General features: G+C 45.4%; 10 protein-coding genes. 7 read left to right on the top strand and 3 right to left on the bottom strand.

What is annotated here, in order from left to right; translation table 11 throughout:
- Positions 1–274: 274 nt before the first annotated feature.
- Entirely contained in the window at positions 275–592 is a 318-nt protein-coding gene (locus IM450_RS08870; RefSeq protein ID WP_004163912.1) for a KGG domain-containing protein, read from the bottom strand.
- A gap of 455 nt (positions 593–1,047) precedes the next feature.
- The gene (locus IM450_RS08865) at positions 1,048–3,294 is read right to left on the bottom strand and encodes an IMS domain-containing protein (protein ID WP_287669739.1); all 2,247 of its coding nucleotides are present in this window, start codon (positions 3,292–3,294) and stop codon (positions 1,048–1,050) included.
- 247 nt (positions 3,295–3,541) lie between these two features.
- Between IM450_RS08865 and pdhA the strand changes: the two genes are divergently transcribed.
- The 4 genes from pdhA (at position 3,542) to IM450_RS08845 (ending at position 8,723) form a co-directional block, all read left to right on the top strand.
- Positions 3,542–4,576 (top strand): pyruvate dehydrogenase (acetyl-transferring) E1 component subunit alpha, encoded by a 1,035-nt coding sequence (pdhA, locus tag IM450_RS08860; protein ID WP_004163914.1) that lies wholly within the window; start codon positions 3,542–3,544, stop codon positions 4,574–4,576.
- Between the two features lie 335 nt (positions 4,577–4,911).
- Positions 4,912–5,694: a hypothetical protein gene (locus IM450_RS08855; RefSeq protein ID WP_004163915.1), complete on the top strand. Its 783-nt coding sequence runs from the start codon at positions 4,912–4,914 to the stop codon at positions 5,692–5,694.
- A 428-nt stretch (positions 5,695–6,122) separates the two neighbouring features.
- Complete coding sequence (locus IM450_RS08850; RefSeq protein ID WP_004163916.1) at positions 6,123–7,061, top strand: glycosyltransferase family 2 protein; 939 nt, start codon at positions 6,123–6,125, stop codon at positions 7,059–7,061.
- 60 nt (positions 7,062–7,121) lie between these two features.
- The gene (locus IM450_RS08845; RefSeq protein WP_287669743.1) at positions 7,122–8,723 is read left to right on the top strand and encodes a glycosyltransferase family 39 protein; all 1,602 of its coding nucleotides are present in this window, start codon (positions 7,122–7,124) and stop codon (positions 8,721–8,723) included.
- Between the two features lie 14 nt (positions 8,724–8,737).
- Here IM450_RS08845 and IM450_RS08840 read toward each other — a convergent pair whose 3' ends face one another.
- Positions 8,738–9,079 (bottom strand): hypothetical protein, encoded by a 342-nt coding sequence (locus IM450_RS08840; protein WP_004162710.1) that lies wholly within the window; start codon positions 9,077–9,079, stop codon positions 8,738–8,740.
- 45 nt (positions 9,080–9,124) lie between these two features.
- Here IM450_RS08840 and aat point away from each other — a divergent pair, with 45 nt between their 5' ends.
- The 3 genes from aat (at position 9,125) to IM450_RS08825 (ending at position 12,668) form a co-directional block, all read left to right on the top strand.
- Positions 9,125–9,694 carry a leucyl/phenylalanyl-tRNA--protein transferase gene (gene aat / locus IM450_RS08835; RefSeq protein ID WP_004163918.1) on the top strand — a complete coding sequence of 190 codons (570 nt, stop codon included), beginning with the start codon at positions 9,125–9,127 and terminating at the stop codon, positions 9,692–9,694.
- A gap of 446 nt (positions 9,695–10,140) precedes the next feature.
- Positions 10,141–11,247 (top strand): hybrid sensor histidine kinase/response regulator, encoded by a 1,107-nt coding sequence (locus IM450_RS08830; RefSeq protein ID WP_287669746.1) that lies wholly within the window; start codon positions 10,141–10,143, stop codon positions 11,245–11,247.
- Positions 11,248–11,294: 47 nt separating this feature from the next.
- Positions 11,295–12,668: an ankyrin repeat domain-containing protein gene (locus tag IM450_RS08825; protein ID WP_004163920.1), complete on the top strand. Its 1,374-nt coding sequence runs from the start codon at positions 11,295–11,297 to the stop codon at positions 12,666–12,668.
- Positions 12,669–12,720: the final 52 nt, after the last annotated feature.

The following is a 12,720-nucleotide window of genomic DNA, read 5'->3' as shown; positions in this document are numbered from 1 at the left end:
CCATTGGAGGGATCGGGGGTAAAATTCCTGGACTTTTTCCCTGAAAATTAGGTAACTGACCACCTCAAAATCGGTAAAACCCTACACCCTACACCCCACACCCCACACCCTGCCCCCACGAAAAACTTTTTGCCGCAAACCTTAAGTATTTATTGGGAAAATGGGGGAATGGGGAGATGGGGAAATGGGGGAATTCAACTAAAATCCTAAAACCCAAACACCCTAAAACCCCAACACCCAACACCCTCTTAGTCCGAGAAAAGGTCAACCAAAGTCAACTATTTGCTTCCGAGTTGCTAAAATCCGAGAAATTTTCGCCTATAGACTCGTTGGTTGGGTAATTTTCCTCGGAGTTTAAGTTTTTGCGACTGCCTTTGTGGGAATTTTTACCCCCTTCCCGTCCGATAGCTGCCATGTGGGCGCGATCCCGGCTAACTGCTTCACCGCCCTTTCGTCCCGCTTCGCGAGCTTCTTCGGAGGTAAATTCGTGGGCTGTACCTTTTTGATGAGCAGCTTTACCACCTTTACTAGCGATTTCCTTTTGTTTAGCTTGATCCATAGAGGCAAAACCGCGTTTACTCTTACCTGTCATAATATCTCTCCTTGTGAATGCTGATTTTAAAAGTTCTTAAAGACTTATGCGAGATTTTTAAAACATCAAAATCATGATCCTGTCGCTGGACAAAACATTGAGATTGCCCCGCTTTTTTCCTCTAAGAACTATGGATTCCCATCTAGGATCATAACTCATTAGCTTGACTTCTAGGGAACTAATTACAGCAATCAAAGGGCATATTTTATGTTAAAAAATATTAAGCAAATCGAGCATTTATCAGTCTAAAGATATAGAAGTTATCTTAATGGTGAGGTACAAAGGTTGCCTTTGGAGGAGTCAGTTATCAGTTATCAGTTATCAGCTTTTTTCTCCCTGCTCCCTTCTCCCCACTTCCCCACTTCCCCACTTCCCACTGAAAAGGCTGCCATGCAGCCTTAATTGGGTGTGCGGGCAGCCTAAAGCGTGGTTTTTGGGGATTTAATCGGAAAAAATTAGGGTAAGACTTGGGTTTTTTCGATCAACCATTTATCTCCTTGCCGTACCAAATCATAGCGCAGGTTCAAGGACTCATTATAGGAACGATTGACAATTTCCTTGCCATTATGGAAATACATGGCCTTTTCGTTTACTATCGCTTCCACCGTCGCTAAATTAGGATTTTTCGCATTATTAGTAACCGATCGCACGTCCACTTGATGATCGTAGCGCCAATAATTATTTCCTTGTAAAGCCGCCGCTCGTTTTTGCCAAATTTCTAGGGCCGAACCTGTTAAAACCTCTTTCAATTGCTCTTTTTGGTGTTCACTGCCAAAAGCCGCCGATTTTGCCGCTAACCAAGCTTGAATTGTCTCCTTAGCTGTTTCCTTGCCCAAGGAAGTCCCGTCCATCGCTTCCGCATTAGCCGAGGGAATTTCTAGGATGGGAGTATTTAAAGAAATCGGTAACTGTTCCCCTTGTAGGACTGCCAAAGGAGATTGACTATCGACAATTGCCTTCACCCCCAAGGCCAAAACCGCGATCGTTCCCACTAATCCTACTCCCAATATCGCCACTCGATCAAGTCGCAGTTTTCTGCGGGCTGGTCGTCTCCGTTTCGGTGCGACTAGGTCGGTTTTTACCGTTTCTAGGGCAGCCGGCCGGGAGTTGCCGGCTGCTGGGGGGCGCGGGCGACTAGGACGACGACGGGGGGGATTAAGTGCCGGTTGAGGATCGGCTGCCGTCACCACCACACTGCCCTGAGTATAGGGGGTGAAGGTTTCCTCCTGAGCGGTGGCTCTCAGGGCAGGTACAGTAGTACCTGTCCGCTCACCGTTAACTCTAGCTAAAGAAGGTTTTTGGGGACGAGAGTGGGAAGAAGAATAAGCAGATTCCCTCATCGGTGTCGCTCCTGGCACTGGGTTTAAATGGGTGGGGGGGGTGTGGGTTTTGAGAACATTTACTTCCGATTCTAAGGGTTCGCCAGTCTTTTCTCGAACCGACCAGGCAACTTTTTCATCAGGAAACCCTGACAATTCTTCCAAATAATTTTGTACGTCTTCCTCGGCAAAATACTCTTTGAGTGAGGCTTTCCGCTCGACTAAATCACTAAAATGGCAGAAAACTTCTGTTTGTAACCAACGCTCACCGTAACGACATAACCCGGGTAGAAGATCGGGAGATTGCCCGGATTGTTCCCTAATATAATTTAATATTTCTTGCTCTTGACTTGTTTCTAAAATTGTGCTTGCTTGTTCGGTTTGACCGAGCAGCAGGGCGCAGATCGATCGCTCGATGGAGACATCCTGATGTTTTTGTAATTGCTGCAGGCGATCGCTGGCTGCGACAATAGCGGCGGGTTGTTTTTGGGCGAAACCGCGGGCAATCAAGGCATAGACCAGCAGGTAATTACCCACTGCCGAGGGGCGTTGTGCCTCTTTCGCCCAGATTTTCTCCTGTTCGGCCTGAGTCAAATAAACCCGTAACTGTTGAATAAAGCGTAAAAAATTATCTACCCCCAACCCAGAGCGGTCATCGCCGGGGCCATCGATGCCGCCGCGAGCGGCCAACATCTCCTCCAAGAGATTTAAGCCGCGCTGACGGGCAAGACCGGGTTTTTTTTCTTGGGATAACAATTCCAGAATGCGGTAGGGACGCAGGCGATCACAATCATGGCGAATCTCGCTGGCCACTTGCGTGAACATTTGTTCTTGTTCCAAGCAGGTCAGGGCTTTGGCCGCGGTGCTGGCGGCTTGTTCATAATTTTTATCCTGCCAATATTCCCGACTTAATTCCCCGTAGGCCAAAGCCAAGGTTAAGATCATGTCTGGGCGAGTAGTTGGCTCCAAATCCAGATAAGTTTCGGCCAAACGAATCACTAACTCGTATTCTCCCAACTCTTGCAGGATGAGCAAAGCTCCCACCAGATCGGCGGGGGCAATGGTAATCTGGGGAGTGGGATATTCCGGCGAAGCCGCGGCCGCCTCGCCACCCTGAGAATCTAGGTTTTCGGCGGTGCTTTCTGGGTTGAGAAGCAAGGGATTGGGGTCGAAAAATTGGGCATCGTAATCACGACGGCGATCTGGCTCACTTAACACTTGGTAAGCTTCATCTAACAAGTGCTGACGGGCGATGATCGCTGTTTGACTGTATTCTTGACGTGGCAATTGCCGTCCCCGGTCGGCGTGGGCCAAATCAATTTGCTCGGCACTCACCTGAAAGGGGATTCCCAATATCCTGTAGTAGTCGAGAGGAATGCGCACGGTTAGCTGTACCTCAACTCTGGAGAGTCCTTAGTGAATTAAGTGATGTAAGTGAGAGCGGAGCGAGTAAAATAACAAGATACCATCTTATCCTAGCCAATCTCTGACTGACTAAGATTAGATTTGAGAGAGAAAATACCAAGAACCCCTTGGTTTAAGACCAAAAAATTCACTGCCAGAATTCTCGAAAAATCTACCGCTTCCTCTCCCCTTGCCTTTTTGTTGTCTAAATGATACTACAGACCCTATGATTTCCGAACGTACTTTACCAACCTTTAATCCTGCTTCCATCATTATTACCAAAGCTGAAGGTCTTCGCCTATACGAGGATATGGTTTTGGGGCGGATGTTTGAAGATAAATGTGCCGAAATGTATTATCGAGGCAAAATGTTCGGTTTTGTCCACCTCTACAACGGTCAAGAAGCGATATCTAGCGGTATTATTAAAGCCTTGCGTCAGGGAGAAGATTACGTTTCTAGCACCTATCGCGATCACGTCCACGCCCTTAGTGCCGGAGTTCCCGCTAAGGAGGTAATGGCGGAGTTATTCGGCAAAGCTACCGGCTGTAGTAAAGGACGGGGCGGCTCCATGCATATGTTTTCCGCCGAACATAAGCTTTTAGGGGGTTACGCTTTTGTGGCCGAGGGGATTCCCGTCGCAACCGGGGCGGCTTTTCAAAGTAAGTACCGTCGCGAAGCTATGGGTGATGCCAGTGCCGATCAGGTAACGGTCTGTTTCTTCGGGGATGGGGCGAGTAATAATGGCCAGTTTTTTGAGTGTCTGAATATGGCCGCTCTCTGGAAGTTGCCGATTATCTATGTGGTGGAAAATAATAAGTGGGCGATCGGTATGGCCCACGATCGAGCCACTTCTCAACCGGAAATCTATAAAAAAGCCAGTGTTTTTAGTATGGTCGGTGTGGAAGTGGACGGTATGGATGTGGTCGCCGTTCATGCCGCCGCCAGAGAAGCCGTGGCTCGGGCCCGCGCCGGTGAGGGACCGACTTTAATTGAGGCCTTAACCTATCGTTTCCGGGGTCACTCTCTGGCAGATCCCGACGAGTTACGCAGTGCTGACGAGAAACAATTCTGGGGCGAAAGAGATCCGATCACTCGCTTTGCCGCCTACCTCTACGAGCGAGATCTGGCCACGAGAGAGGAATTAAAAGAAATCGAGCAGAAAATTCAAGCTGAAATCGAGGAAGCGGTTAAATTTGCCGAATCTAGCCCCGAACCCGATCCTAGTGAACTAACTCGCTTTATTTTCGCTGAAGACGAGTAATTTCAGTGATCGGTGATCAGTGATCGGTGATCAGCTGCTGAAGGCAAGAGGCAAGAGGCTCTAAAAAAGAATTTGGCAATTCTCCTACCTAAAAAGAAGGTTAGAAACTAAATACATCAAAGCTTTTAGCTTAACCAATTAGGTTTTAGATTCGGTCGAATTTTTTCTTGACTAATCACTGTTTACTGATCACTGTTTACGCGACTGTCAACTAAGGTATTCTATGAGGGGGAGAAGAAAAATCCCGCCTCGAAGATGGTTGTTGTTGAAAAAATCCGTAAAAAATAGTTGCGCTCTTGTATAATCCGCTAAAATCCAGAGAAATAGCTTTTGCCATGGCGACTACAGAAGCATTGAACCCAAGTCAGTTCTCACTCTTAACCAACCTCACCGCTGATCGTTCAAGTTCACCCAACCCACAACAAGAAATGGACAAAGTTATCATTCTCGTTAATGCCGAAGCTCAAGCCAGTGGTCAGATGTCTCGGCTATCGCCCGTTACCGAAAAGATGGTGATTGCCTTAAAAAATGCGGTTCCTAAATCCTTGGCGGTGGAGGTGACGGGGACGGCTTCTTTGTGGTCAAAAATGGAGTCGGGTAAAACCGGCCAAAATAATTTAATCTGGTGTCCCTTAACAATTCAATTACCCAATTGGGTGAATTTTCCTGGCAAAAAAGTTTATCAAGCTTGTCGGGATATCGAGGAAAGACGCACTTGGGTTGCCCAGACCCTGCACTATAAAACCAGTCAGGGAGATTCCTCTTTTGGGGATCTTTGGTTGCCGATCACGGTGACATCTAAGGGTTTAGAATACGGTGAGGTAATCGGGGAGGGTATGATCCCTAACGCCTACAGTCAACCGATTAGTCTAGAAAGAGAGAGTCTTAAGTCTTTACATCGGCTGGCAGCGCAATTACTGGATAATTTACAGGCTCCTGCTTCCGTTTATTTGCTACAGTTTCGTCTGGCTCATCGAGAAGTGGTTTTTGATCGTCTCTGGCCTTTTCCTGCCGCACCTGCGATCGCTTCTCTGCGCGGTCAACAGACAGACCTCTATGCAGCCTACTGGAATTGTTTACGTCGGCAAGCAATGCTCGACCATTCCTTGGCAATTTAATCCAGTAGCAGAGAAAAACTGTCTAACTTTGGCCACAACAGCGATCGATCCCTAAGCTATCTAAAATTAAATCACTGATGGCGTTAGCGATCGGCTGGTGTGGGGAGCGGGGAGCGGGGAGCAGGGGACAAGGGGAGAAGGATATTGTTTGAAGGTGGAATGAGATGCGATCGGCAATGGAGAAGCAAGGTTTTTGAGCCACTAGCTTTCAAAATCTTGCACCTCTTCCGCTAAAAAAGCTCCAAAATCCTTACTTCGTCTATATTGCACGTTTATTCAGCCAACCCTAATTATTGGTGCTGCCCAAGAAATCGCCTCCCTGCAGCTTAGCAGTAATCTATTAAGTTGACAAAAGCGATACTTTGGCAGAATATTGAGCGTAGTAGCCGCCATAAAAACACTGCCTTTGTCCGTTCAATCTCTCGAAAATGCCGAAATATTCGCTAATTATTCCGATTTATAACGAGGAAGAAACCATCCGAGAACTCTATCGTCGTGTCAGTGCCGTCATGGATAGTTTAGATGATTCTGTGGAACTGATTCTGATTAATGATGGCAGTGGGGACCGATCCTTAAAATTAATGCGGGAACTACAGGAAAGAGATGCTAGGGTCTGTTACATTAGCTTTGCTCGTAACTTTGGCCATCAGGCAGCAGTAACTGCGGGACTCAATTTCGCTAGGGGTCAAGTTATTGTTGTCCTCGATGCCGACTTGCAAGATCCACCGGAATTGATTCCCAAAATGATTGAGTCTTGGCAAGCAGGTTATCATGTGGTTTACGCCCAGAGAACAAAACGGAAAAAAGAAAGTTGGTTTAAACGCCTGACTGCCTACGTTTTCTATAGATTGCTGGGACAATTAGCCGACGTGGATATCCCTGCGGACACGGGGGATTTTTGTCTGATGGATCGTCAGGTAGTGGACCTATTAAATTCTATGCCAGAACGGAATCGTTATATTCGCGGTTTGCGGGCTTGGATTGGTTTCCGACAAACTGCTGTTAAATTTGAGCGGGATCCCCGGTTTGCTGGCGAAGTCAAATATACTTTTAAAAAATCCCTAGCTTTAGCGATTAATAGCTTGGTGTCTTTTTCTAAGATTCCCCTGCGTCTTTCCACTTATTTAGGCTTATTTTCTGCTTTAATTGCCCTGTTGATGGCTTTACTGGTTCTCTACTGGCGACTGCAGCAACCCGACTCTCCCGTTACCGGTTTAGCTACTATCTTGATCGCTGTGTTTTTCTTGGGTTCAGTACAATTGATCAGTATTGGCATATTAGGGGAATACATCGGGCGAATTTACGAAGAAGTTAAGGGCAGACCAGCCTATACAATCGCTGAGATCGCTGGGTTGGAAATTAATTAAACTTTTCAAACAACTATCAATTAATTCTTGTTGATTGATGACCTACGGACAAATAAACTTATGATGGATCAGAGAAAATATTTACCCGATCGATTGGCCGCTAATTTCGGAAAGTTTTTGATCATTGCTATTTTATTAATCGGAATTGGCCTACGATTTTTCAATGTAGAGCAAAAAGTCTATAGTGCCGATGAAGTTAGACGTATTATGCGTTTTTCGGGATACACGACTCAAGACGTGCGGGAGCAGGCTTTCAACGGTGAAATTATTGGCAGGAAAGACCTACAATATTTTCAATATCCTCATTCCGAACGCTCTCTATCCGATGCCTTGCGCTCTATGATGAGGAATCCAGAACATCCTCCCCTATACAATTTGTTAGCGCGCTTCTGGATGCAGTTAATCCCCATCGAACATTCGGCCAGAACTTTCTCGATTTTCTTAAGCATCCTAGCCATTGCTTGCCTTTATTGGTTATGCCTAGAATTGTTCGATTCTTCGCTAACGGCCTCGATTGCAATCGCTTTATTCGCTGTTTCTCCCCTTCGGATACTTTCGGCACAAAACGCTACCCAATATAGTTGCTGGACAGTGACAATTCTTTTATCAGGAATTGCTCTTTTACGAGCAATCCGTGAAAATACGCTTAAAAGTTGGCTCTGGTATAGCCTCAGTTTAGCCTTGACTTTTTATACTCATTTATTTTCTGCTCCCGTCGCCATCGCCCAAGCTTTATATGTGATTCTTCTAGAGAGATTGAAAATTACAAGGACAGTTGTTAGCTATGTATTGGCAGGTGTTGGCAGCTTAGTTTTATTTAGCCCTTGGCTATTCGTGGTTTTTACCAACCTAGACAAAATTGATCGCAACACCCAATACTATCGACAGTTTAAGACTAATATCATCGAAATATCTCAAGCCTTATTCCGTCATACTGGTCATGTATTTGTGAATTTCTTTCACCGCAAAGGAAGATTAGAATCGGCTTTACATTTATTAATATTATTGTTAGTGGTTTATTCTCTTTATCATCTCATCCGATACGCATCGCCGAAAGTTTGGTTATTCCTCATAACTTTGATTGTTGTTCCGACACTGTTTCAAATTGTACCTGATTTATTAAAACCATCGATCCGCTCCCTACAAGCCAGATATTATATGCCGACTTTTCTGGCAATCCGGATGGCTATATCCTATCTGATTGCCAGTTATATCGGCTCAAAATCGCCAAAAAATTGGCTGCACTATTTAGGACAACAAATCTTGCTAATTTTGCTGCTACTAGGTATAGTATCAGGTGTATTTCTGGGTTTAAATCCTGATGCGGCTTTAGATGATCAACGAGGTACGGCCAGTGGAGCTAATCTAAAAATCGCCCCTGTTTTAAACTCCATGACCAAGCCGATAGTCATCAGCGATAATACCCCTAGTTTCTTTTTGGCATTATCCTATTTAGTTAACGATCAAGTTAAGTTTCAATTATTTCAGGATGGCGATGTGGAATCCTGGCGGCAAAAACTCAATCTCAAGGAATTAGCCCAAAACTACAGTAATATCGTCGTGGCACATCCCGAAGAAGATTTTGTTAACTTCTTAAATGAACAGTACCCCATTCGCACAGAAAAATTAGCAGAGCAGCTAATAGAAATTAAACTCCAATAGCAAAGAAAAACTGTCTAACTTTGGCCACAACAGCGATCGATCCCTAAACTATCTAAAATTAAATCACTGACAGCGTTAGCAATGGCGAATTCACTATAAAAACTTTCACGAAAATCAAAAGCTTGCATCTCGGTAACGATCGCAATCACCAAGCTACCGAGATCGTTTTCCCCTTCCAAACGCTGACGCAGAAAAATTTGACTAGCACGTTCAGCGATAGTTTCATTAATAGCTTCGGGAATAAATTCCGCATCTAACCAACGATGTAAAGCGGTGCGCAGCCAAGTTTGTTCCTGTTGGGGATTTTCGATCGGTGGTAAAGTAATAGGCGGAATTGGTGGGGGATGATCAGGCATAATTAGAGAATGATCAGGCTACGAGACTGAATTCTTGGGGGAGTCGTGGATACCGCCTCTATTATACAAGGATACGCACGCGGTTACTTTCTCATGGCCGATGAGGGGGGCAGATTGGATTGGTATTCTAGTAAAAATCGCGCTCTTATCCCTCTTGATCGGCGTTTTAGGTATCCCACGTCCCTAAAACGAGTTTTGAATCAAAATCGCTTTACCGTGGCTATTAACCGCGATTTTGCTGGGGTTTGTGCCGGTTGTGCTGATCGCTCGCTGACTTGGATTTCCCCGGAGTTAATGCAAATTTATCAGCAATTACACCAGGGCGGTTGGGCTTACAGTTTCGAGACTTGGCAAGGGGATCAATTAGCGGGAGGGATTTTAGGTTTGGCCATTGGCGGGGTTTTTATCGGGGAATCGATGTTTTATAAAATTCCCGATGGTTCTAAGGTAGCCATGGTCAAGCTAGTCGAACACCTTAGAGAACGGGATTTCTGTCTATTTGATGCCCAAATGCAAAATCCCCATCTGGCTAGATTTGGGGCCTATACTATCTCCGAAAAAGAATATCATCCCCTACTTGAAGGCGCTCTGTTGAAGCATTGCCATTTTGTTTAAGTAGGGTTTGCGGCAAAAAGCTTTTCGGTGGTGGCAGGGTGTGGGGTGTGGGGTGTGGGGTGTGGGGTTTCATCGATTTTCAGGTGGTCAACTACCTAATTTTCAGGGAAAAAGTCCAGGAATTTTCCCCCCGATCCCCGCAATGGCTGGCACTTTTTGAGGGGAAAAAAGTCCAAAAGTCTTATCCAAAAAGGTTTTTAGATTTATTCAGCAGACCCTAAGTATTGTTTCCGATTGTGGCAGTCATCTTAATAGTGAGGTACTAATTTTTCGTTTTGGGGGGCCAGTCGTCACGATTCGGTCGTCAATAGCAAATTAGGTTATACTTCATCTTTAAGAAAAAAGCTGTAAGAATCGACCTCGAAAATGTCTTGACCATCGAACCCGATTCAAGGTATTCTATCAGGGTAGATCAGACAGTAATAAAATTCAGATTTAAATTGGCAATGTTAAACCAGTTAAGAATTCTAATTGTTGATGATAATGAAGTAGATCGGATCGCCGTGCGCCGATTCTTAAGAACATCGGAGATGGCGATAGAAATAACAGAAGCCGCTGACTATCAAGAGGCTAAAGAAAAGATGTCCAATAATCTTTTCGACTGTATGTTTATCGATTATCTTCTACCCGATGGAGATGGTTTGACTTTGGTGCGGGAAATTCGGCAACAGGGACTTAAAATACCCCTAATTGTCTTAACCGGTCACGGAGACGAAGGAATTGCCGTAGATATGATGAAAGCCGGCGCTTCCGATTATCTGAGTAAATTTCGTCTTTCTGCCTCGCGCTTAAATCAAGCGATGCGAAACGCCCTACGCATCTATGAAGCGGAAGAAGAAGTGGCGATTGCCAAACAAGAAAAAGAGCAATTGGCTAGACAAAAAGAAGATTTTGTTTCGAGGATGACCCACGATTTGCGAACTCCATTAGTGTCTGCCAATCACATATTAGAACTATTTCAAGAAGGTTTATACGGTGAGATTACTCCCGAAATGAGTCGAGTCATTCATGTGATTATTCGCAGTAATACAAATCTCTTGGAAATGGTTAATAATCTTTTGGAAGTTTATTGTTATGAAAACGGCGAAAAGACACTTAATTTTACTAAATTAAAGATTATCGATATTCTCGAAGAAGTCTGTCAGCAGTTAACTCCCCTTGCCCGAGAAAAAGGACTAGAATTAAGCTTAAATGCCGAAAATGCTGGGGAAATTTTCCTAACTGGCGATCGCTTGGAACTGCGGCGCGTTTTTACCAATCTCATCGGCAATGCGATTAAATTTACCCAAAAGGGTGATGTGAAAATTCATCTCATCCCCGCTACAGAGGAAGATACTTTTGTCACCATTGTCGTCGAGGATACTGGTATAGGCATTTCAGCAGAAGAACTACCCCGGATTTTTGAGCGCCTGTACTCCAGTTCCCCAGACAGTTCCAACAATGGGTTAGGACTTTATCTCTCCCGTCGCATTATTGATGCTCATGGGGGAACTATTGCCGTCACCTCAGAATTAGAACGGGGTAGTAGCTTTTCTGTCCGTTTACCTGTCTAGAAAGATCGATAATAGAAAAAATACTTTCTGCCGATCGGTCACTGTTAATGGCTTCTAATTGGGATATCTTGTTAATACAAGCGGCGCGTCAGGGCAATCTCGCGCGGGTTCAAGCTTTACTGAGTCAGGGGGCAAATGTCAACGCCACTGATGTGCAAAATACTACGGCCTTAATCTATGCCGTGCAGGGGGGTCATAGGGAAATTGTGGCGATTTTGCGAGAATTTGGGGCTGATATCAACAAAAGTAAACAACCTCAAGGTTTAACCCCTCTCATGTTAGCGGCTGCCCTCAATCACAGTGAAATCCTTGCTCAATTAATCGCCGTCGGCGCTAATGTCAATCAGCTCAATCAAGATGGTACACCAGCACTAATGATCGCCGTTTATAAGGGTCATACAGCGATCGCAGAACAGTTATTAACCGCCGGTGCTCGGGTCAATATGCGCGATCGGGATGGAGATACGGCTTTATCTGTAGCGATCAGACAAAATTACGCCGCAATTGTCCGTTTACTGCTCGATAGTGGTGTAGATGACGAAATACGTCAAGAAGCTTGGTTACAGGCTCTCACCGCCAATTGCCCAGAAATCCTCGAATTGTTTATTACCCGTGGTATGCCCCTCGATTCTCCCACTTTATCCGGGGAAACTCCCCTAATTTTGGCTGTAGAGAGGGGAAATCTCGGCAGCGTGCAAACTTTACTGCAAGCGGGAGCAAATCCGAACATCAGCACGGAGGAGGGAGAAACTGCCCTCATGATCGCTGCTGCTGAGGGATATTTCGATATTGTCCGACTTTTACTCGCTAAGGGGGCTAGTATTGACAATCAAAATCAGGCTGGGGAAACGGCTCTGCATTTAGGGACGATCGAAGGACATCTAGAGATCGTCCAGGCCCTAGTACAAGCCGGCGCTTTTGTCAATCACCGCAACCATTTTGGTGATACACCCCTGATCATCGCCACGGTACAAGGATACGAAGCGATCGTTTTAGAATTGTTAAAACAGGGGGCGGAGCCTAACCTAACTCAGCAGGGAGAAACACCGTTAACTTTAGCTTTACAGCGCCAATTTACGGAAATCTGCCGTTATCTCCTCGACTACGGGGCTAATCCCAACGCCGTTTATCCCGATGGCAAAACCGTCCTCATGAAAGCTTGTGAGGGCAATAATAGTCAACTGGTGCGCCGGTTAATCGATATCGGCGCCGATGTCAATAAACTCGATTTTAGCGGCGCTTCCCCTTTAATGTGGGCGAGTTATCACGGTTGTCTCGACACGGTTAAAGTTTTGTTAGACGGGGGAAAAGTGTACTTAAATCAGAAAAATCAAGGGGGAATGACCGCTTTAATGTTAGCTAAATTTAATCACCATCACGCGATCGTTTCTTTATTAAAACAAGCAGGAGCGATCGAGTAAGCTGCCCACGCATTTAAATTGCTTGTTGAGATGAGGCGATCGGCGATCGGCA

The organism is Microcystis sp. M083S1, assembly GCF_020246405.1.
GTDB lineage: Bacteria > Cyanobacteriota > Cyanobacteriia > Cyanobacteriales > Microcystaceae > Microcystis > Microcystis aeruginosa_C.
The sequence above is the reverse complement of the archived record's forward strand: the minus strand, read 5'-3'. Positions and strand labels throughout refer to the sequence as shown.

Excerpts from the sequence above, each read along its gene's own strand:
- IM450_RS08850 (WP_004163916.1), top strand. The coding sequence starts at position 6,123 with ATGCCGAAATATTCGCTAATTATTCCGATTTATAACGAGGAAGAAACC.
- pdhA (WP_004163914.1), top strand. The coding sequence starts at position 3,542 with ATGATTTCCGAACGTACTTTACCAACCTTTAATCCTGCTTCCATCATT.
- IM450_RS08830 (WP_287669746.1), top strand. The coding sequence starts at position 10,141 with ATGTTAAACCAGTTAAGAATTCTAATTGTTGATGATAATGAAGTAGAT.
- IM450_RS08840 (WP_004162710.1), bottom strand. The coding sequence starts at position 9,079 with ATGCCTGATCATCCCCCACCAATTCCGCCTATTACTTTACCACCGATC.
- IM450_RS08845 (WP_287669743.1), top strand. The coding sequence starts at position 7,122 with ATGATGGATCAGAGAAAATATTTACCCGATCGATTGGCCGCTAATTTC.
- IM450_RS08870 (WP_004163912.1), bottom strand. The coding sequence starts at position 592 with ATGACAGGTAAGAGTAAACGCGGTTTTGCCTCTATGGATCAAGCTAAA.
- IM450_RS08855 (WP_004163915.1), top strand. The coding sequence starts at position 4,912 with ATGGCGACTACAGAAGCATTGAACCCAAGTCAGTTCTCACTCTTAACC.
- IM450_RS08825 (WP_004163920.1), top strand. The coding sequence starts at position 11,295 with ATGGCTTCTAATTGGGATATCTTGTTAATACAAGCGGCGCGTCAGGGC.